This is a genomic window from Paraburkholderia sp. BR14374 (assembly GCF_040948685.1).
In the GTDB taxonomy this organism is placed as follows: Bacteria; Pseudomonadota; Gammaproteobacteria; order Burkholderiales; family Burkholderiaceae; genus Paraburkholderia; species Paraburkholderia youngii.
Genome location: NZ_JBFPKF010000010.1, coordinates 124,401 through 145,037, shown reverse-complemented (window position 1 = coordinate 145,037; position 20,637 = coordinate 124,401). Strand labels below are relative to the sequence as shown.

Here is a 20,637-nt window from a genome sequence, read left to right as displayed (position 1 = left end):
CCAATAAGGGAATCCGGCTGCGGGAACCGGGGCGCGCATACGCCGCGGGCAGCCGAGCCAATGTCTGGCGGAATGCGAAATAGAGGCGCCAATGCCGCGCTTCAAGGGGCGCGAAAATGTCTATTTGTAACAGAATATTTCAACGCGGCAGCAGCACGCGCTGCACTTTGCCGAGGCGATAAACCGTGCGGCCGCGCCGATCCGGGCGGGGGGGGTCAGGCAGCACCGGACAGGGCGGCTGGCGTCCACCATCCGCATCGAGGGTGTCGTCGGGTTCGTTGAGCGTGCGCCACAGGCCGCCCTTGACCGGGCGGAACAGCCAGCGCAGGTAGCCGCTGTGCGCGGCAAGACGCATCAGCGCGTCGCGGTCCATATCGTCACTGACAAGCTGCGGGTCGCGGGCCCCGTGCTCGGGATAGTTTCCGAACGCCTGACGGCAAGCGAGCGCCTCGGCCTCGCTGGCACCGATCACGTTGCAGCCTCGCCGCTCGACGCGCTCGACGTCCCACGCGCCGGATTGCCAGGCGGCATCCAGCAGCATGGCGTCCACGGTCTCAAAGCTGTGCCACGGTGCGTCGAAGCGAAAGGCCGACCCCGGAACCGGTCGTCGCGGGATCTCGATGCCGGGCAGGACAAGCGGCGTCGCTCGCCGGAATCCGTGCCAGTGGAGTATCGCAAAAAGCGGTGTATTCACCTGCGCCACCGCCGTGACGGTGACGGCAAAGAGCGGCAGACCCACGGTGTCGATCTGCTCCTGAAGCCTGTCGAAAAGTTCCATGAAGCCTCCCGGATAACATGTTGCAGGGCCTCTTGAAATTTGCGTTCCTTGCGCTATTTTATCCATCGCTCAGGCAGTCGCGACCAAGCGTTGCGTGTTTCGATCTGTTTGTCGGTGGGGCTTCCCACGGGCAGGCGAACTGGAGCGCGTGGTCAGGTTCGCGCTTCCTGAGATGCTGCATATCCCGAATCATCTGTGTCGCCTGAGGGTCACGACCTCGGGCTCGCCGTTATGCTCGATCGACTTCTCAAAATAGCGCTTCGCCGCAGCCTTGTCACGATGCGCGCGCAGCAGAAAATCGATCGTGTCTCCCGCCTTGTCCACGGCCCGGTACAAGTACTTCCACTGTCCCTTGACCTTGAAAGGGCCGCGCATGAGTGCGGCCGTGCCTACAGCTTGTTTTGGTCCGCACTCAGTTCGCAGTGCCAGGACCCGCACCGGCCTGGCAGCCCGGCACCGTATTGATCACTTCACGCGCGAGCAAGTCGACGGCCTTGCTCGCGTCCAGCGCATCATAGACCCGACCAGCGCCCCTTCTCGCGCCTCGCCCCAGCATGGTCCGTCCCGGCAGACCGCACAGTCGACGCGGCGTCGGTCGTCGTTGAGCGGCGAGTCGCTTACATGCCCCGTTCAAAGAATTCTGCGCTATGGTCGATGAATGCCCTGACCTTTGCGGGTAATAGCGTGCGGCCGATATAAGCCAGTCGGACTTCAGCCGCCGTATCGACGATCTCGAAGCCTTCAAGCAGACGTACGAGCCGGCCAGCCTTGATGTCCTGGTCCACAAGCGCGAAGGGAAGCAAACCCACACCGTATCCCTCGAGAATGATGTCGCGATTGAATATCGGGTTATTCGAGGCGATCTCGTATTTGATCTGGACTGCAACGGTTTCGTGGTCGATTTGGAACGTCAGGGTTGGCTTATGCATCGAGGGCGGCACCGTAACGAACACATGATCGGCCAGCTCGGCAGGATGCCGCGGTGGTGGACGCCTGCCGAGATACGCCTGCGTCGTGACGATGACGAGCGGCAGCCGTTGAAGAAGCCGCGTCACGGCAAGATCCGTCGCGAGCATGAACGGTAGCACGATGCCCAGATCGTACCCGTCGGCCGTCAGGTCGACAGATCGCTCTGTCAAAGTGATGTCCAGACTAATATTTGGATGCTTGCGCTTGAACGACGCCATCAACGGCGCAAGCCATGTCAACGCAGCCGTAGTGTGCGCGACCACACGTAAGACGCCTGCCGGTAGTCGCCCATGACCTGCGGCGCTCGCTTCCAGGCGATCGAGATCGTCGAGAATGCGACAGCACCCCTCGTAAAAGCGCTCCGCGGCTTCCGTGAGAGAAAACTGCCGCGTCGAACGATGAAACAGTCGTGCTCCCAGACGCTCCTCCAGCGAGGCTATCGCGCGTGAAACGACCGAAGGTGACAGGTCCATCATTTCGCCCGCGCGCCGGAAGTTTTTCACTTCGACGATCGTGCGGAAGAGACGCAAGCTTTCTATATATTCCATGATCTACGTTTCGGGCATCTGGACGTATTGCAATCGCGACCCTTTGCGACCTCGTTCAACGATTCTCGAGAGTGCAGCACTCGTGCCATCCCATCGGCGGTGTTTTTTGAATTGACTGCCGATACGGTACGGACGAAGCAAGTTGCGCTAGCACTGTCTGACCCAACTGGTCGATCACACTCTGCGGATAGCACAGGTTAAAAAGCTGCATGCCTTCGCAAAGGCTCACGAGGCAGAGCGCCAACGCATCCGACGGCAGCGGCAATGCGCTGTCGCTTTCCCTCAGGAGCGTTTGAATATGGGCGCTGACCTGCAAAAGCTTCTCGCGTCGCAACCCATGAAGCCGCTCCTGAAAGATGCTGTCGCGGCGTGCGAGGAGGTACGCCTCGACCCAAAGCGGAAAGCATTCACGCTCACGCCAGAAACGGACAAGATTCGTAATCACGCGCGCGGTCGCTTGCTCAGGCGTGCCAGCATCTTGAAAGATCGCCCGCAGATCCGCATGCGCCGCTTCGACGTCGCGCCGCAACAGTTCCGTCAGCAGCTCGTGTTTGCTTCTGAAATTGGAGTAGAACGCGCCCCTCGTGTACCCGGCGGCCTCGACGATGTCCTCCACGCTCGTCGCTGCGAAGCCCTTCCCGAGGAACATGGTCCTTGCGGCACCATACAGGCGCTCCCGGGTCTGCTCTTTTCTGCGCGCGTGGCTCAGGCGTTCGTTCTTCATGGCGTGGCTCGAGGCGATCTCTCTGTCCGTGATCGTCTGCGCAAGACGAAGCTGTGAAATCGCCGTTACTCGGTGGCCCCGCTGAGACCGGCTCATGCTCCACAGCGTATGTTAGACATTAGACTCATAATTGATATTTATGTCAATACAGAAATTGAGGGCGCGAGCGACGCTTCAGTTAGCCTCCAGCTCGCTGGCCGTCAGCGCGAGGCTGACTTCTCCCAGGTACACACTTTCGCCGACCGCACACGCGCGTTGCATTGCCTCGCGCGTGACGAATCTCGATCCGGTACATGCCACTATTTTTCTCGGGACCACCGAAGCGAAAGTCGCCGACAGCGTCCGAAAGAGTGTCTGCAACGCGTTGATCGCCGGCGTAGAGGACAACCGCTGCATCAGCGACGCATTCAACTGCGCCGCCGACCGTGGCACTGATGCTGCCACCTATGAAACAGCTTTTCCAGCGCTTGAAGCCGCCATACCAGACGCGAGGCTTTGTTTCGAGATCGGGCCGCAATACCTGGAGCCCTTCACGTCGGGCCTTTTCCGCCATGGCCGCATCGTCGAGCTTGACGGTCTCGAAGACGCCAGTGGCGCAAACCTGCTCGCAGCGCGGATGCTGCCAGCCCTGGTCGAGCAGATGTGCATCGAAGATCAACGTCTGCGGCACTTGCAGTTCCTCGTTCCAGACGATCGCCTTGTACGGGCACGACTTGACGATGTCCTTGCGCCCTCGCGCCTTCTCCGGATCGATGATGACGATGCCGTCGGAGCGCTTGCGGACCGCATCGCCGCCGACGCGCCTGAGCGACGCAAGCTTGTGCAAGATCGCCTGCACTTTCGGCCACAGGTCTATGCCGGGGTGCGGCGCCAAGGTGACAAGCACACTCACGCCTGAGGCATGAGCAGCCCGCCTATTGCGTCGCTTTCGAGCAGTGGATTGATCGCGCAGACAATGCCGACCGCCTCGCCGCCCCACACCACGAAGTGCGTTTCGGGCAGATTCGGCAACACATAGGCGACCACCGTGTCTCGCTGCACACCCAGTCGTGACCACATGTTCGCCGTGCGCGTGATGTCGCGCACCAGTTCGCTGTAAGTCCAGCACTTCGGGCTCGCGTAGTCGTCCGCGGTTGTGAAGAACGAGAGCGCGGGTGCCGATGGATTGATCGCGGCGCCCCGGCAGATCATTTCGTAGGTGCTCGACGGAAGTTCCGCCGGTTGCGCCCGCGATTCGATAGCGAGGACACCCTGCTCGTTAGCGACGGCTTTCATGCGGCCTCTGCGACGACGACGTTGCGCTGGGTACCGAGATCGATCGAGCCATCCTCGCTAACGATACGTGCTTCGACCACATCGCCAATCTGAAGGTACTGCGGTCGCTCCGCTTGCAGCGCGAGGAAGAGACGCCATTTCTCCGCTTCGGGCAGTTGTGCCGCAGCGCGTTGCTTTTCCGGCGACGGAATCATCAGCGCGCAACCGGACGGCGTACCTGTTGCAAGCAGATCCCCGGCGTGCAGGTCCTGAACGCCGGACAGTTCGGTCAACGTTTCCGCCGGACCGTACACGAGACCCGGGGTCGAGTCGTTCTGTCGAACCGTTCCGTTGACAGTCAGCGTCAGCACGAGCTGTTCGAGCTTCGGCATATCGTGCTTTTCGAGCAGGCAAAGATACGGGCCGACCGGGCCGAACGTCCGAAAGGGTCCATGCCGCATTCGATCATGTGCTGGCGGTAGTTCGCGCCCTGGCAGCTGAACTGCTGATTGGCCGTCAGGCGCGACAGCCATTGCACGTCCGCTTCGGGAATCGTGGGGCCGTCCAGTGAATTGCCATTTTGGCTGTCTCCGGATTCGGTAAAGAGGTGCGTCAGGCAAAGATCTTCAACAGTGCGCGAAGCCGCGCTAACGTGACGTCGGGGCTTCGGCGCAGGTTTGCGATCAGCGCCGCGATGCTCGCAAGCGCCAATCGGGGCTTGGTGAAGCTGCTCGGCATCGTCGGCCCCCACTGGGCCATCGCCTCGCGGCTCACGGCATGGATTCCCGTGTCGGCTTCGCTGGTGAAAAGATCACCGTCGCAGTAGTGCTCATGCTTGTCTCCCCACGGGTCTTGCCAGTAGTCGAAAATCTGACTGCCGAGGATATGTCGGCCGATGCCCCACGCGTGCGTCCATCCGCCCTTGCGCAGAACACGCTGGCCCATGCCGACCGCGTCCGCATCAACGAGTTCGAAGGCGCTATGGCTGTATTTCGGCTCAAAACTCTGTGCAAGCGCGAGCGTGTGATGATCGGCGGGCTTGTCGCCGAGATCGAGCCGCATGAAAGCGACAGCCGGTGACCCATCGGGCAACACCTGCACGTCGCTCGGGATGAAGCCGAAATGGCGCGTGTACCACGCACAGGTGTCCTGATAATCGGCCAGTTCCAGCACCACGTGCCCAAGCCTGATGATCTCAGGAGCGCCCTCGGGGGGACGCTGCGTGCCGTTGATGCGAACCGCGGCATCGACGGAATTGAACGCCAACGGCAGCCGGTGCGGCAACGCAGTGGCGGGCGCCTGGCCCCAGACCGCATCGACACGGAACCCCGACGGATCCTCCAACTGCACCACGTAGCTGCCGCCCGGCAGCGTGGAGGCCTTCGCCTCCGACGCGCCCGGCAGCCTGGCGAGCGCATCCAGTTCGGCTACGCTGCCGACCCCCAGGCCAAAGCCGACAAATCTCGCCTTGGGCGCCTTTCGCACGACGTAACAGAAGTGCGACGCCCCTGTACCGCGCAGGAGCAGCATCTCTTCGCCACGCGTGACCGTTCGAAGCCCAAAGTCGTTGAGAAACCGTTCAGCTTTCTCGAGGTCCGGCCGATCGAACATCAGATAGGCCAATGCGGTCGCTTTCGCCGTTGGATTCGGGTGACGAGCCGGCTGTGCAGTGGTCACTTTCGTGGTGAACGGTGATCAGGCAGTTAGGATCGATGAAGCCGCGCGCAGGGCTGGCGCGCCGCACCGCGCGAGCACGCGGGCGCTGGCGGCCTCACTAGATGGGCAATTTGCGGACGCGGGATCGATGGCGGGCCCTAAAGCCCGGATGGGCCGTTGGGTAAGGTGATGCCGGCCGCTGGGCGCAATGCCGGTTCTGTTTGCTGTCTCCACAGTCACTCCGTCTGTTCTAGTAAGACCGGCTTTTGCCGCCGTCTATGACATTAAACTCATTACTGATCGTTTTGTCAATAAAGACATTCGAATCTATACTGTGGCTATGACCAGAACTGGATCCATCATGACAACCACGACAAAGCGCGCGCCAGCCAGGCGCTCGCCGGCTAAGGCGTCCGCCTCCCCGGCTCCCGTCATCGAAGAAAAAGAGCCTCGCGGCGCCCGCCGCAAGCGTGAGACGCGCGCGCGTCTGCTCGACGCAGCCCTCAGGCTGATGGCCGAAAGGGGCATGGAGGGCGTGGCGATCAATGAAATCACCGAGGCCGCCGATGTCGGCTTTGGCTCCTTCTATAACCACTTCGAGTCGAAGGAAGCGATCTACGCGACGCTCGTCGACAACGTATTCGAAGAGTTTGCGAACGTGCTGGATCGCCTCGCGGGAGGCATCACCGATCCCGCGGAAGTGGTGGCCGTCTCGGTGCGCCACACTATCCTGCGAGCGCGGCACGATCCGGTGTGGGGACGCTTTCTGATTCGCGAAGGGTTTTCGGCGCCTGCGCTGAGTCGTGGGCTGGCTCAGCGGCTCATGCGCGACATTCGAAACGGCATTGCGGCAAAGCGATTTGTCGTTGCCGACCCGTTTATCGGCTATCTCGCGGTGGGCGGCACCGTTCTGTCTGCCATCGCGGCCGAACTGAACTATGTCGCGCCGGGCGCAAGTGCCGCAGATATGCTGAAGGAGCTGGGTTTCAGCGGCGAGCACTTTCCCGAGCGCACGGCAGCCATGTTGCTCCAGATACTCGGCCTGAAGCGCGCAGAGGCGGAAAAGATTGCCGCGCGTCCACTGCCGGTCGTCGAGGTAGCCGACGAGGCAGCTTGAGGTCGCCAGTCGTGAGCGGAACGTCTCTGGCGATCGGTCCCTGTCCCGACTGGCGACGGGCTGCGAATCTATCCGCCGGAGCGCGGAGCCGCCGGCCTGTTTACCTCGGTTTGCGCACCGCCTGAAAATGGCGGGCAGGACAGCGTTGTCATTCCCGTTCCGCCGAGCCCACCCGTAAGGCCAGACGGCCGATCCACCGCGGTCGCCGCGGAGGCGCGCACGACCTCGGCTATCTGGTCAGCAATCGCATTGATCGCACGACGATGCCCCTCGACGATGCCCTGGTATCCGCCAGACACGGGCTCCGTCACAGTGCTGTGGCAAGCCAGCGTCTGCTGGCCCGCAGACCCGCTCACTCCCCACACGGCGTCAATCAGCACATGTGAACCGGGCCACGATTCGAAGCGCTGAACATCGACGCCAATCTGATAGACAGGAACCGCATCGCCACGCCCAATCGCGCTGGCAGCGGATGCGGCGGCCTGTTGGCTCACGCGAGCCACGAGTGCATAGCGAATCTCGTCCGGAAGCGCCGACGACCATTGGTCGTCTTCAAGCACCTGCACCTGGGCCGCATTGACCTGCACCACAAGCTGGCTTCGGGCGACTGCGGCCGGCACTTTTACCGGGCGTACATCGATCCGCAAAGCGGGGCTTGTCACACTCTTCGCGACAGCCGGCTCTGCGTCCGTTCCGAGCGTATAGAAGCGCGTCGCCGGTGATGCGCACGCCGTCAGAACGGCCAGCCCGACGACAGAGACGAGTGTCCTCATCATGGTGCGGGACGAGCGGGATTGCCTCGCGATCATTGCTGGTCTCCTTTCTTGCCAAACAGTAGCGCCTGTGGATGCCGCTCCAGGTAGTCGGAGAGCGCATTGAGCGATTGCAGCGTGCGCGTGAGCTGCTGCATGGCGTCCTGAACGTCCGACTGCATCGGCGCAGTCTGCCGGAGTGTCGATTCCGCAGTCGCGAATGTCTTTTGCGCGGCGGCGAGCGTGTCGCGTGCCTGCGGCACAACCTCCGTGTCCATATGTCCGAACAGCTTGCTGGCGTTCGCCAGGGCACCGTCGAGGTTCGCGCCGATCCGGTCGAACGGCACCTGGTTCAGCTTCCTTGCGATGTCCGCAATCTGCACCTGCAGCTCGTCGAGCGTATTCGGCACGGTCGGCAGTTCGATCGGGTTGCTATGCACGTCCACCGTCGCGCGAGGCGCTTTCGGGAACATGTCCAGCGCAACATACAACTGTCCCGTCAGGAGATTGCCGGTCCGCAATTGCCCGCGCAGCCCTTCCGTCACCAGGTGTTGCAACAATTCGTGCCCGCCAGGCGTGTCCGGCGCCGGCAGTGCTTCGCTGGAGCGCCGGCTGAGCCGGTCGGGGTAAAGCGCCATCGCCACCTTCATGCTGAAGCTCTTGCGCTTTTCGTCGTACTCGATGCCGATCTCCGTCACCTGCCCCAGCGCGATCCCGCGAAGATCGACGGGTGCGCCAACGGACAGTCCGCGCAAAGACTGATTGAAGCGCATGACCACGTTGAGCGGCAGGCCGTCGGGCTCGCGCATGGCGTCCGATTCATCCGCGGCGAGCCGGAACTCCGCCTTGTCTGCCGCCGGTCGGCCCGCGTCCTGCCCGGCCGGAGACTCGAATGCCAGCCCTCCGACGACGACAGTCGCGAGCGATTGCGTATTGAGCTTCAGCCCGTTGGAGTCAAGACGCAGATCGACGCCGCTTGCATGCCACCACCGCGTATTGGTACCAACGTACTGGTCGTACGGTGCATTCACGAACACATTCACGATGACGCCCGCGCCGTGAGGATCGAGCGAGTAACCGATCACCTGACCCGCCTGGATACGGTGGTAGAAGATGGGGGCGCCGATATCGACCGAGCCCAGCGAGTCGCCTCGCAGCGTGTACTGATGCCCCGGTTGTCCCGTGGTGACAATAGGCGGACTTTCAAGACCGAGGAAGGCGGTTTGCCTCTCGGTCGAGCGCCCGATGTCCACGCCGATGTAGGCGCCCGAAAGCAGCGTACTGAGGCCGGAGATGCCATTGGCGCCGACGCGCGGGCGTACCACCCAGAACCGCGTGCCTTGCGTGGCAAACTTCTCTGCGTCCTTGCTCAACTGGATACTCGCGATAACGTGCCGCAAATCCGCGGACAACGCGACGCCTTGCACGACACCGATTTCAACGTCCTTGTACTTGACCTTCGTCTTGCCCGCCTCTATACCCTCGGCGTTATTGAAGGTGACCGTCACGACGGGTCCTTTTTCCGCAACGGATTTGACCACCAGAGCAACACCGATCAATGCCGAGATCAGGGGCACTAACCATATGAGGGATGGCAGCCAACGCTTGCGCGGCTTGATGTCAGGTCTGGATAGATTGGAAAGATGCATCGTCTTTTTCAGGAATTCGGTTTTTCAAGAGAGGAGCAGCTAGAGCTTCATCGTTCGCAGTTAAAGCGGCACGCGGCCCCGGACCCACGTTGTCCCAGATGAGCCGAGGATCGAATTGATGCGATGCAAGCATGGTCAGGATCACAACCGCTCCGAAAGCGAGGGCGGCCGGTCCAGCAGTGATGACGGCGAGCGAGCCGAAATGCACCAGTGTGACTGTCAGTGCAACGACGAACACGTCGAGCATCGACCACCGGCCAATGCGCTCGACGAGCCGGTACAGGGTCGCTCTTTCACGAGCGCGCCAGCCCGAACCGCGCGAAGCGGCCACTGTGAGAAGCGTGAGAACAACGAGCTTCAGAACCGGCACGAGAACGCTGGCGATGAAGACGACGACAGCGAGCGGCCAGTCTCCCGAGGTCCAGAAATACGCCACGCCGCCAAGGATCGTGTCGTCTTCCGAGCCGCCCACGGATGACGCGTGCATGATCGGCAGCAGATTCGCCGGAATATAGGCAATCGCGGCGGCAAGAAGCAGACTGGCCGTCCGCGTGAGACTGTCGGGCCTGCGTTCGTGCAGCACATGCTGGCATCGGGTGCAGCGCTGGTGGGCATCCCGTTCGCTACGCGTCTGAACGAGTCCGCATGCGTGACAGCCGGCAAGTCCGGCTCGCCGTGCCGTGATGGCGGTCGACGAACTGGCTTTGCGCGCCCCCGAGGGCCGCATGAACCGCTCTCGCCCGGTGCTCACCTTCGACCACCGAATGTCCGCCACTCGCGAGCGCCTGATTTCTTCACTGATCGCCCAAAGCCCGCTCGGGTCGAATGAAGCAACCACGCCCAGCATGACGGTCAGCGTGCCTAATGCGAACAACCCCGGTCCCGGGATCACTTGCGCGATGCTGACCATCTTCACGATCGTCACCAGCACGCCGAGCATGAACACTTCAACCATGCCCCACGGCCGGACGATCTGCACGAGACGCACCATCGCATTGAAACGGGGTGGCCGTATACCCAACCGCAGCGGCACCAGCACGTAGAGCAATGCGAGCAATTCGATCAACGGAAAAAGTACCGCCGAGCACAACACCATCACCGCGACGACACGCATGTCGCCGAACCACAGCGAGCGCACGGCGCCAAACAGCGTCGCCTCGGACGTCATGCCGTTCGCGTGCATTTCGATGAGCGGGAAACTCTGCGCGATACAAAAAACGATCAACGCGGCGAGCGTCACAGCGCAAATCCAGTCGAGCGACAATGCGCAACCCGGTAGCGCTGCGAAGCCCGCACCGCATCGCGAGCAGGCCGCGCGGTGTCTTTTCGCGGCAGCGGGCTTGCGAAACAACAGGTCGCATTCGTGGCAGACAATCAGTCTTTGGTAACCCATACGAAAATAAAGCGGAAAACCGCGGGCATTCACACTCACAGCAGGCCCAGACCGCGCGTTGCGGCGCGGATCCAGCCGGCAATCGATGTGGGTCCAACGGCTATCGACGTGGCTCGAGCCACTGCTGAACGGCGAGGGCGGTCCCGCTGGATCGCCCTCGTGTGTCACGAGCGCCCGGTCTTTGCAGTCGATGCGGTCGCTTGCTGGGCGTCGGGCAGTTCTCCCATCGCCTGGAAAAGCGCCGCCGTATCGCCCATGCGCTGACCTGCGGCGCGTGCTGCTGCGATTTGCGCGTTCAGGTAGCGCGATTCGCTGGCGTGCGTTGCCGCCGAAGGCAGCGAGCCCATGCGGTGGCGCGACGCGGTGTCGTCGAATGCCGTGCGCGCGGCATCGGCGGCGGCTTCGCTCGACGCCAGAGTCTGTGCGTCGTTATCCAGCGCGGCGAGCGAATTCGCCACGTCCTCGAACGCAGACAGCACGGTCGCCTTGTAGTGCAGCACGGCGGCGTCGTACGCATCGATCGACGCGCGGCGTTGCGCGAACAGCGCGCCGCCATGGAAGATCGGCTGCGAAAGGCTCGCTCCGATGGCCCACAGCCCGCCCGCACCCGAAACGACTGCCGGCCAGCTGAAGCCGCCGCGCCCCATCGCGCCCGTCAGCGACAGGCTCGGGAAGAGTTGCGCCGTTGCCTCGCCCACGTCGGCGGCTGCGGCCTTGACGGCCGCGTCGGCTGCCTGGATGTCCGGGCGCGAGCGCAACAGGTCCGAAGGCACGGCGACGGGCACGTGCTCGGGCAGCGACAGGCTGTCCAGATCCGGCACGCTCGGGGCATTGTCCGGTGTACGGCCAATCAGCACCGCGAGTGCATGAACCGCGGTCGCGCGTTGCTGACGCAGCGCGGGCAAGCTCGCCGCGATGGAGGCCGCGTCCTGTTTCGACTCGAACGCCTGGGCTCGCGAAACCGAGCCGAGCGCGTAGCGCTGCGCGTCTTCGTTCGCCGCATCGTTCGATACGGCGGCGAGCCGCTCGGTGAGTGCAATCTCCCGGTCGAGGGCCGCCACGTTGATCGTGGCTGCCACGATGTTTGCCGCGAGCGCACGGCGCGACGCTTCCAGCTCGAACGCCTGCACATTCACACGGGCAGCGCTCGCGGAGTTCGCATAGCGCGTCTGGCCGAACAGGTCGAACGTGTAATGCGCTTGCAGCTGCCCGGCAAAGAAGTTGTATTGCACCTGCTCGGGCAGGCCAAGCTGGGGCGCGACCGGTGAACGGGCGCGCTGCACCTGCGCTGCGCCGTCGATCGATGGCAGCGTCGATGAGCCGATCTGCGCGCGCAATTGCTCCTGCGCCGATGCGAGCGTACGCTGCGTTGCCGCAAGCGTCGGGCTGTTGCGCAGTCCTTCGTCGACGAGTGCGTCCAGCGCGGCACAGTGGTAGAGCCGCCACCATTGCGGCCCCGGCGTGGCGCCGACATCGAAGGTCTGCGCAACGCCGCCCGCTGCCACCGTCTTCGCAGGCTGCGCCTGCGCACCGTAATGCTCGGGAGACGGCATCGCCGGCGGCTCGCCGCTGGGCCCGAACGAACACGCCGTCATCGCGAACGACGCGGCCGCCGCAAACACGGATGCCTTGTAAGTAAAGCTCATGATCAAACCTCCGTATGCTCGACGACGACCGGTTGCTCGCCGCGCTCGTCACGACGGACCCTGAAGCAGGTCGCGTAGAGTGCCGGCAGGAAGAACACGGTCAACAATGTGGCCACGGTGATGCCGCCCATCAGCGCAGTCGCCATCGGCCCGAAAAAGCCCGAGCGCAGCAGCGGAATCAGCGCGAGCACGGCGGCGGCGGCCGTCAGCATGATCGGCCTGAAACGTCGCACCGTTGCGCCGATGATGGCGTCGAAGCGCGGGTGCCCCGCCGCGATGTCCTGATCGATCTGGTCGACGAGAATCACGGAGTTGCGCATGATGATGCCGAACATCGCGATCACGCCCAAGAGCGCGACGAAGCCGAACGGCTTGCCGAACAGCAGCAGCGCTGTCACGACGCCGATGAGACCCAGCGGCGCGGTCAGCACGACGATGAAGGTGCGCGCGAAGTTCTTCAGCTGGATCATCAGCAGCGTCAGCACCGCAATGATCATCAGCGGCATTTCCGCATTGATCGACGTCTGGCCCTTCACGCTCTCCTCGACCGCCCCGCCCACCTCGATCCGGTAGCCCACGGGGAGCTTTGCGCGCACAGCCGTGAGTGCGTTCTCGATGTCGTGTGTCACGTCGATGCCCTGCGCGTCGCCGCGCACGTCGGCCTGCACGGTGATGGTTGGTTGGCGGTCACGCTCCCAGATCACGCCATATTCGAGCGTGTCGCGCACGTGTCCGAGCGAGCCGAGCGGAACCGGGCCGTTCGGTGTCGGAATTGCAAGGCTCGTGAGCTTGGCGGGATCGACGCGCTCGCTCTTCGGCGCTCGCAGATCGACGTTGATCAGCTTGTCGCGCTCGCGGTACTGCGTGACGGTGTAGCCGGACAGCGTCATGGCCAGGAAGCTGGAAACGTCCGCTGACGTGACGCCAAGCTGGCGCGCGCGGTTCTGGTCGATCTCGAACGAAATCGAGCGTTCGGCCGGCTCGTCCCAATCGAACTGGACGTTGCGCGTGCGCGAATCGGCACGGACTTTTTCCGCGACCGTATCCGCGATCGATCGCACCGTCGCGATGTCGTCACCGCTCACGCGGAACTTGATCGGAAAGCCAACAGGCGGACCGTTCTCGAGCCGTGCGACACGTGTGCGAGCACCGGAAAAGTCCTTCTCCAGTTTCGCGTCGAGCCAGCGCATCAGTTCCTCGCGTGTTTCAACGTCTTTGGCCGTGATCACGAACTGCGCGAAATTGGGCTGCTGGAGCTGCTGGTCGAGCGGGAGATAAAAGCGCGGGGCACCCGTGCCGACGAAGTCGACGTAGTGGTCGATTCCGGCCTTGCCATCGAGAACCTTCTCGAGGCGCTTCGATTCACGCAGCGTCGCCTCGAACGAAGCGCCTTCAGGCAGCCTCAAGTCGACCAGCAATTCAGGACGCTCGGAGTTCGGGAAGAACTGCTGCGGCACGCGCGTGAACGCAACCATGGCGAGCGCGAACAGGCCGCAGGTGACGCCGAGCACGATCCAGCGCCGCTCGATGCACCACGTGACCCAGCCCGACAGGCGTCGGTAGAAGCCGGTGTTGTAGACGGCGTGCTCATGGTCGTGCCCGGCCCCGGCGTGAGCCTTGCGCTCGGGCAGCATATGAAAGCCGAGCAGCGGCACCAGCACGACCGCCGCGAACCACGAGACGATCAGCGCGATGGCCGACACCTCGAAGATGGAGCGGGTGTACTCACCCGTGCTCGATTTCGCCAGCGCGATCGGCAAAAAGCCCGAGACCGTCACGAGGGTGCCGGTCAGCATCGGAAATGCGGTACTCGAATACGCAAACGCCGCCGCGCGCATGCGGCTCCAGCCCTGCTCCAGCTTCACCGCCATCATTTCGACGGCAATGATCGCGTCATCGACCAGCAGCCCGAGCGCGAGCACGAGCGTGCCAAGCGAAACCTTGTCCAACCCGATACCGAAGGTATGCATGCACAGCGCGGTCACGGCAAGCACGATCGGGATCGTGATCACCACCACCATGCCCGTGCGCAGACCGAGCGAAACGAGGCTCACGACCAGCACGATCGCGACGGCTTCTCCGACCGAACGCACGAATTCGTCCACGGAGTGCTTGACCGCGTGCGGCATGCTCGAAACCGGCACGAGCTTCAGACCCGCCGGCAGCGTTGCCTGCAGTTCGGCAGTCTTCGCGTCGAGCGCGCGACCGAGGTCGATGACGTCGCCGCCCTTTTGCATCGTCACACCAATGCCGAGCACCGCCTGGTCGCCGACGCGCATCTGCGTGACGGGCGGATCGTCGTAACCGCGCCTGATCGTCGCAATGTCGCCGAGGCGGAAGGAGCGCTTGTTGACGGTGATCAGCGTGTCCGCAAGCGCGCGCTCGTCCTTGAACGCGCCGCTCGGACGCACGAATACGCGGTCGTCCGCCGTGGTGATCGTGCCGACAGGCGCGACGGCATTCTGCGCGTCGATCGCCTGAGCAAGCTGCTGCGGCGTGATCGAAAGACGCGTCAGTTGCGCATTCGAAATCTCGACGAAGATGTGCTGATCGGGGTCGCCGAAGTAGTCGACCTTCGCAACGCCGGGCACCCGCAACAGCACCGTGCGCAGCTTATCCGCATAGTCGTGCAGTTGCGCCGGTGAGAAGCCGTCGCCTTCGAGCGCATAGATGTTGGTATAGACGTCGCCGAATTCGTCGTTGAAGAACGGTCCGACCGTCCCCTTCGGAAGCGTCGCCTGGATGTCGCCGACTTTCTTGCGAACCTGGTACCAGGTCTCGGGCACCTCCTTGACCGGCGCCGAGTCCTTCATCGCGAAGAAGATCATCGACTCGCCGGGCCGCGAGTAGCTCTTGATGTTGTCCACATACGGCGCCGCCTGCAACTGGCGGCCGATGCGGTCGGTGATCTGCTCCTGCACTTCGCGGGCGGTCGCGCCCGGCCAGTACGTCTTGATCACCATCGTGCGAAACGTGAAGGGCGGATCTTCCGATTGCGCGAGGTGCGTGTAGCCGATCACGCCGAACAGCGTGGCGAGCCCGATCAGAAAGATCACGAGCTGCTGGTGCGTCAGCGCCCACGCGGAGAGGTTGAAGCCCGTACCGCTCGCGCGTTCCTCGCCAGAAGCATTCGCCGGCGCCCGTTCGACCGAAGTCTCGTTGTCGCGCGCGTTCATACCGAGCCCTCCTGATGCAGCGGAGGCACCACTTGAACTTGCTGCCCGGAGCTCACGGCATGCACCCCCTGGAGGATCACCCGATCGCCATCGTGCAGCCCCGCACTGAGCGAAACCGTGCGCTCGTCATACCGCTGAATCGTGACGGGGCGCAACTCGAGCGTGTCGCTGCCTTTACGCACGACCCACACGGCCGGGTTATCACCCTTGTGAAAGAGCGCCGTCACCGGGAGCGTAAAGACCTGGCCGGCACCGAGATCGTCGGCTGAGCTGAATGCCACATTCGCGGTCATGCCAAGACGCACGTCGGGACCCGGCGCAGTCAGCGTGAGCTTCACGCGCCACGTGCGGCTTTCGGGGTCGGCCGCCGCCGACACCTCGCGTACCTGCGCTTCAAACGTCTTGCCGGGCAGCGCTGGCAAGGTGACGCGCGCCTTGCTGCCGACGGCCAGGGAGCTCACGGTCCTTTCGGGAGCGTCGCAAACGATATCGACCTCGCCGGTCCAGTCGAGGTGATACACAGCCTGCGTTGCCTGAACGTTCTGGCCGGTATCCGCATCCTCCGATGTGATGACACCGTCGTGGTCCGCGGTCAGCGTCGCGTAGCGCAGGTGATCCGTCGCGAGCGCCATCTGCGCGAGAGCGGAAGTGCGCTGTGCGAGTGCGGAAGCGTAGGCATCCTGAGTTTGCTCAAGCTGCGACGGCGCGATCAGGTTTGCGCGCGCCTGCGCCTCATCGCGGTCGAGCTGCTGCTTCGCGAAGACAAGGCGATGCTCAGCCGCATCGAGTTGCGCGCGCGCATTGACGAGGTTGTTCTGCAGATCCGTCGGATCTAGCAGTGCAACGGTCTGTCCCGCCTTGACCGTATCGCCGATATGCACTCGGCGCTCGATGACCTTGCCTCCCACCCGGAACGACAGAGGCGTGGAATAGCGCGCCTGCACCTGTGCGGGCAGCGAGGTGCTATCGACGCGCTCATCCGGGTGAACCGCAAGCGCAACGACGGGCTTAACCTCGGCGACCACCGGGTCGCGCTGGTGGCATGCGCCAAGGACGATGGCGCTGCACGCCGCAAGGACGATAGTTGCCTTGCGTGTGGATGGAAAGAAGCAAGGTAACAGGGAGCGCACTCGTTTCAGCGCGACAAGACCGGAATGTTTCACGATGTTCACACAAGGCAGGTGATGAAGTCAGGTGGAAAAGTCGTCCGCGCCGATGGCCAGCCGCGCCTGCGGGACGTGCGTTGCCAGTAACGCGAAAACAAAGCCATTGATGCGGAATTGATCCTCTTTGATGACCCGATGGAACGGCGGCACAAGTTCCTTGACAGACCATCGCATCGGGTAAGCAACACGTGCCTCGAAGCGGGTCTGCGCCATTTGACAGGCACATTCGCTGATGCACGCGCTCGTCTGCACGACGTGTGCGGACTTGGGCGCGGGGCAACTAGTAGCGCTCCGGAGACTTGTTCGCCGCTTCCCGGTTCCGCCGTTTTCCCGCTTCCGCCGTCGCACAGGTGACATTAAATCCATTTCTGATTATGTTGTCAACTATGAGATTTAAATCTACAATCTGTTGCAAACAGAGGAGGAGTTGACATGCCCAACGTTCCGAGTTCGCGCACGAACCGTCGGCAACCCAAAAAGGGATCGAATCCATCCAATTCCGGCCGTGAACCCATCGCAGCACGATCGCCGCGCGTGGCCCGGCGCAAGCTCGAAACGCGGCTTCGTCTGCTCGATGCTGCGTTCGAACTGGTGGCGCAGAAGGGGATGGACGGCGTCACGATCACCGAGATCACGAACGCCGCCGACGTGGGATTCGGGTCCTTTTACAACTACTTCGACTCAAAGGAAGGGATCTTCGCGGCGCTTGTCGAATGGCTGTTCGAGGAATTCGCCGGTACGCTCGATCGCCTGGCCGCGGGATTGCCGGACCCAGCGGAAGCGGTTGCAGTGTCGGTGCGTCATACGCTTTTACGCGCGTATCGGGAGCCCGTTTGGGGGCAACTCCTGATACGCGAAGGGCTGTCGACGCGCGTACTGAGCAGGGGACTGGGTCAGCGGCTGCTGCGGGATACGAAGAGAGGGATCTCGGAACGACGCTTCGTGGTCGCGGACGAACTGATGTGTGTGTTTTCCGTGATCGGCACTGTTGTCGCTGGGGTAGCAGCTGAGCTTCACTTCTCCGGATTTTCAAACCGGGCGGTTCGCGCACGAAAGACCCTTCGATCCAGGCACGAAAAGTTCGCCGAGAGCACGGCGGCCACCGTGCTGCAGGCGTTCGGCATCAAGCGCGCGGAAGCAGAAAAGATTGCTCGCCGTCCACTTCCTGCACCCACTCGAGCGGCGCCCATCTGAAGCGACAGCGGTTTCAGGCTCGGCGCCACATGCCTTCGCAGGCAAGCGAGCATCATCCGCTGTTTGCTGGCGCAGTGCGCAACTACTGCTGGTCTAAAAACGATCAGTCATGGTAAAGCGCACTTGCCAGATAGCCCCGCCGTAGTTCCCGTAACGCTGAAACAACGACGGCACTCACCGGCAGCGCCAGCAGCACGCCGAAGAAACCGAACAGTTGCCCAAACGCCAGCAACGAGAAAATAACCGCCAACGGATGCAGGCCAATGCGCTCGCCAACGAGCCTCGGTGTCAGAACAACACTCTCGAGGATCTGTCCGATTCCATATATGACGGCCACCGCTGCGAAGCCGTACCAGTTCCCGAATTGCAGAAACGCGGCGAGCAGTGCAAGGACCAGCGCGGTGGAGAAGCCGATATACGGCACGAATACAGCAAGTGCAGTGAGAAGGCCGACAGGCAGCGCAATGTCCAACCCGGCGATCGCCAGCGCTGCGGGGTAAAACACCGCAAGTATCACGACGACGAGCAGTTGCCCACGGAGATATTGCGCCAGCATCTGGTCGATCTCCGCAACGAAGTGGCGAGTTTTTCCGAGCCAGCGCCGCGGCACAAAACTCTCCATGCACTCGAGCGCCTCATGCCTGTCGTAGAGAAGGTAGAAAAGAACGACCGGCACCAGCACCGCATTGCCCACCAAGCTGATCATCACATTGCCGCTCGTGCGCAAGTACTGCCACACAGCGAGGACAGCGCCGTGTTCGCCTGAAGTCAGTCGCGCTGCCAATGCGTCGCGAACATGCTCAAGATCGAGCGAATGGTTGATCCCGAGGAAAGCCAGCCGGGGTTTCAGCGCAGCGTCCAGTTTGGCCGCCAACGAGGGCACCTCTTTTGCGAGTTCGGGCCCTTCTCTCTGGATGACCGCGAATACCAGCAAAACAAACAGCAGAACAAGCGACGCGAACAGGGAAATCATGACGAACGCCGCCAGACCGCGGGGTGCACGATGCCGTACGAGCCACTCCACGCCTGGCTGCAAAACGTACGCGATCATGGCACCGAGCAGAAACGGCGTCAGGACGGGACGCAGGACCCATAGCAGGATGCCAGCCGACAGGGCAACCGCTCCCCAGAACAATGATTGGCGATGGTAGACAGTCATACGTAAGACCTTTCTGCGTTAAAGCTCAGTTCGGCAGGCGAGCGGCGCTGCACAATTCGCCTGACTCGCATGCGCTGCCCTTATCCTGCCGTCATCGCCGCACATTTGCCGTCCCCGCGTGATGACAGTGGCGACACACCTGCAATCCGCATGAGTGATATTATCATCATTATTGGATAGATCGTCAATCGTGAACTGATCTGCCCTGTTCCGGGAGATGCGGAATACCTGACGACAGCGATAACCGCATTGGCATCGACGATTAACGGCAGGAGCAGTGCGGCAAGCGATCTGTTCATTGACACCTCCCCGGAGCGTTGCATGTGTTCTCGGGCAGCCGCGCGCGCCACTGAAGTTCAGTGCATCTGCCCGCTATTCAGTGCGAGCAGGCGCTCCAGCTCCAGCAGGGCCTCGCCAAGCAGGTCGATGGCGCCGTTGGGCGTGGACGCCGTCGCTGCACTGCGAAGCGCGGCCTGCACGATCTGGTGAGCGCTTTCTGGTCTTTCTTTACCGATCCTCGCGATGAATGGCTTTTCCATAAGTACTCCTTGTCTCGACAATAAGAATCCGGCACCTGATGGATGAGATGACGGCGGCGGGAAGTATATGTGCCGTAGGCCTTGAAGGAACGCTCGCAATTGTGTGTTTCCATCTTGCCAACGAAGGAGGCGATGGGCGTCCGTGGGAGGTCGCAAGGTTGCGCCCGGCGGAACTGTTCGTTGCCGTGCAGTTGCTTGTGAGTGGTTAGCGATTCGATAGACTCTCGCTCAACGAACTGGCGGCTTGCTGCCCCAGCACGTTATTTCAGAAATCCGCGTCCTCTTATGTCCGACGCGCTAGTGGAGAGACCATCATCGTGAAGGCAAGAAAGTTCATCCCGGGTACCGTTCTCGCGTCTGCGCTAACCGTACCGGCTGTCTCATTCGCACACATCACCAGCTCGCCAATGAGCGAGCTAGTGCACGCCCCGGTTCGGCCGCAGGGTGCTAGCTACCTGGACAGAACAACCGCCGCCGCAGGCTACCCAATGGACTTTGCGTGTGCCAAGGCGCGGATGCAAGCCCAACAACAGGCGTTTGAACAATATGGTGGCGTGAGAAGCTCGTCCGCAAAGCAATCGTCAGTCCAACCCGTTTCCGGCAGCGGCGTGATATCGGATATTTGAAGTTAGCGGCGAAAAAGTTCAGGTGGCCGGTTTTTTTCAGGCCGGTATGGATGTTTGTACTGCAGTGCACTCTTTTGCCGACCGCCCCACGATCTGTTACCGCGCGTTGCGTCGACGGGCGCTTGTCGCGAGCTCGCTACAATTATGGTTTATATATCACTGATGATATACTAATCACTTTAGACATCGGACAGCGAACGTCTCCTGCGCTACCGGCATGGGCACATCGGTGGATGGCACCTGCTGCGCCATGAGGCAGGCAATGACGTTTTGCGCGTCTCCTTCCCTGGC

General features: G+C 62.4%; 15 protein-coding genes and 4 pseudogenes. 2 read left to right on the top strand and 17 right to left on the bottom strand.

All coding sequences use genetic code 11. The annotated features are described in order from the left end of the window. Positions 1–139: 139 nt before the first annotated feature. From AB3X86_RS23220 to AB3X86_RS23185, 8 genes and pseudogenes are all read right to left on the bottom strand, one after another. A complete protein-coding gene (locus AB3X86_RS23220) occupies positions 140–778 on the bottom strand; it encodes a diguanylate cyclase (RefSeq protein ID WP_368597818.1) in 639 nt (212 codons plus the stop codon). Between the two features lie 204 nt (positions 779–982). Then, positions 983–1,138 (bottom strand): annotated as a pseudogene (locus AB3X86_RS23215) (DDE-type integrase/transposase/recombinase); the annotation flags it as partial. A 257-nt stretch (positions 1,139–1,395) separates the two neighbouring features. After that, positions 1,396–2,295 carry a LysR family transcriptional regulator gene (locus AB3X86_RS23210; RefSeq protein WP_368597817.1) on the bottom strand — a complete coding sequence of 300 codons (900 nt, stop codon included), beginning with the start codon at positions 2,293–2,295 and terminating at the stop codon, positions 1,396–1,398. Positions 2,296–2,350: 55 nt separating this feature from the next. Continuing rightward, entirely contained in the window at positions 2,351–3,019 is a 669-nt protein-coding gene (locus AB3X86_RS23205; RefSeq protein WP_368597816.1) for a TetR/AcrR family transcriptional regulator, read from the bottom strand. Positions 3,020–3,193: 174 nt separating this feature from the next. Continuing rightward, positions 3,194–3,821 (bottom strand): annotated as a pseudogene (locus tag AB3X86_RS23200) (4Fe-4S dicluster domain-containing protein); the annotation flags it as partial. Further along, a pseudogene (locus AB3X86_RS23195) lies at positions 3,822–4,294 on the bottom strand (AMP-binding protein); the annotation flags it as partial. It abuts the pseudogene before it with no gap. After that, a pseudogene (locus tag AB3X86_RS23190) lies at positions 4,291–4,844 on the bottom strand (fumarylacetoacetate hydrolase family protein); the annotation flags it as partial. The pseudogenes AB3X86_RS23195 and AB3X86_RS23190, both read right to left, overlap by 4 nt. A gap of 41 nt (positions 4,845–4,885) precedes the next feature. Then, positions 4,886–5,896, bottom strand: coding sequence for a VOC family protein (locus AB3X86_RS23185; protein WP_368597815.1), 1,011 nt, complete (start codon positions 5,894–5,896; stop codon positions 4,886–4,888). A 394-nt stretch (positions 5,897–6,290) separates the two neighbouring features. Here AB3X86_RS23185 and AB3X86_RS23180 point away from each other — a divergent pair, with 394 nt between their 5' ends. Then, positions 6,291–7,046, top strand: a complete 756-nt coding sequence (locus tag AB3X86_RS23180; RefSeq protein WP_368597877.1) for a TetR/AcrR family transcriptional regulator — start codon at positions 6,291–6,293, stop codon at positions 7,044–7,046. Positions 7,047–7,114: 68 nt separating this feature from the next. Here AB3X86_RS23180 and AB3X86_RS23175 read toward each other — a convergent pair whose 3' ends face one another. The 7 genes from AB3X86_RS23175 to AB3X86_RS23145 all read right to left on the bottom strand — a co-directional run bounded on the left by AB3X86_RS23175 (position 7,115) and on the right by AB3X86_RS23145 (position 17,041). Then, positions 7,115–7,855 (bottom strand): membrane integrity-associated transporter subunit PqiC, encoded by a 741-nt coding sequence (locus AB3X86_RS23175; RefSeq protein ID WP_368597814.1) that lies wholly within the window; start codon positions 7,853–7,855, stop codon positions 7,115–7,117. Continuing rightward, positions 7,852–9,447 carry an intermembrane transport protein PqiB gene (locus tag AB3X86_RS23170; RefSeq protein WP_368597813.1) on the bottom strand — a complete coding sequence of 532 codons (1,596 nt, stop codon included), beginning with the start codon at positions 9,445–9,447 and terminating at the stop codon, positions 7,852–7,854. Before AB3X86_RS23170 ends, AB3X86_RS23175 begins: the two co-directional genes overlap by 4 nt. After that, positions 9,419–10,840, bottom strand: a complete 1,422-nt coding sequence (locus tag AB3X86_RS23165) for a paraquat-inducible protein A (RefSeq protein ID WP_368597876.1) — start codon at positions 10,838–10,840, stop codon at positions 9,419–9,421. The genes AB3X86_RS23170 and AB3X86_RS23165 overlap by 29 nt, the downstream gene beginning before the upstream one ends. 164 nt (positions 10,841–11,004) lie before the next feature. Beyond that, positions 11,005–12,486: an efflux transporter outer membrane subunit gene (locus AB3X86_RS23160; RefSeq protein WP_368597812.1), complete on the bottom strand. Its 1,482-nt coding sequence runs from the start codon at positions 12,484–12,486 to the stop codon at positions 11,005–11,007. A 2-nt stretch (positions 12,487–12,488) separates the two neighbouring features. Then, positions 12,489–15,662 (bottom strand): efflux RND transporter permease subunit, encoded by a 3,174-nt coding sequence (locus AB3X86_RS23155; protein ID WP_368597811.1) that lies wholly within the window; start codon positions 15,660–15,662, stop codon positions 12,489–12,491. Next, positions 15,659–16,783 carry an efflux RND transporter periplasmic adaptor subunit gene (locus AB3X86_RS23150; protein ID WP_368597875.1) on the bottom strand — a complete coding sequence of 375 codons (1,125 nt, stop codon included), beginning with the start codon at positions 16,781–16,783 and terminating at the stop codon, positions 15,659–15,661. The genes AB3X86_RS23155 and AB3X86_RS23150 overlap by 4 nt, the downstream gene beginning before the upstream one ends. A 69-nt stretch (positions 16,784–16,852) precedes the next feature. Beyond that, positions 16,853–17,041, bottom strand: coding sequence for a hypothetical protein (locus AB3X86_RS23145; protein ID WP_176381923.1), 189 nt, complete (start codon positions 17,039–17,041; stop codon positions 16,853–16,855). 219 nt (positions 17,042–17,260) lie between these two features. On the opposite strand from AB3X86_RS23145, the gene AB3X86_RS23140 reads away from it, so the two are divergent. Continuing rightward, positions 17,261–18,022, top strand: a complete 762-nt coding sequence (locus AB3X86_RS23140; protein ID WP_368597810.1) for a TetR/AcrR family transcriptional regulator — start codon at positions 17,261–17,263, stop codon at positions 18,020–18,022. Positions 18,023–18,125: 103 nt separating this feature from the next. Here the strand turns inward: AB3X86_RS23140 and AB3X86_RS23135 are convergent, their stop codons facing one another. Together AB3X86_RS23135 and AB3X86_RS23130 are read right to left on the bottom strand one after the other, a co-directional pair. Further along, positions 18,126–19,181, bottom strand: a complete 1,056-nt coding sequence (locus AB3X86_RS23135) for an AI-2E family transporter (protein WP_368597809.1) — start codon at positions 19,179–19,181, stop codon at positions 18,126–18,128. A 356-nt stretch (positions 19,182–19,537) separates the two neighbouring features. Then, the gene (locus AB3X86_RS23130; RefSeq protein ID WP_368597808.1) at positions 19,538–19,720 is read right to left on the bottom strand and encodes a hypothetical protein; all 183 of its coding nucleotides are present in this window, start codon (positions 19,718–19,720) and stop codon (positions 19,538–19,540) included. Between the last annotated feature and the right edge of the window lie 917 nt (positions 19,721–20,637).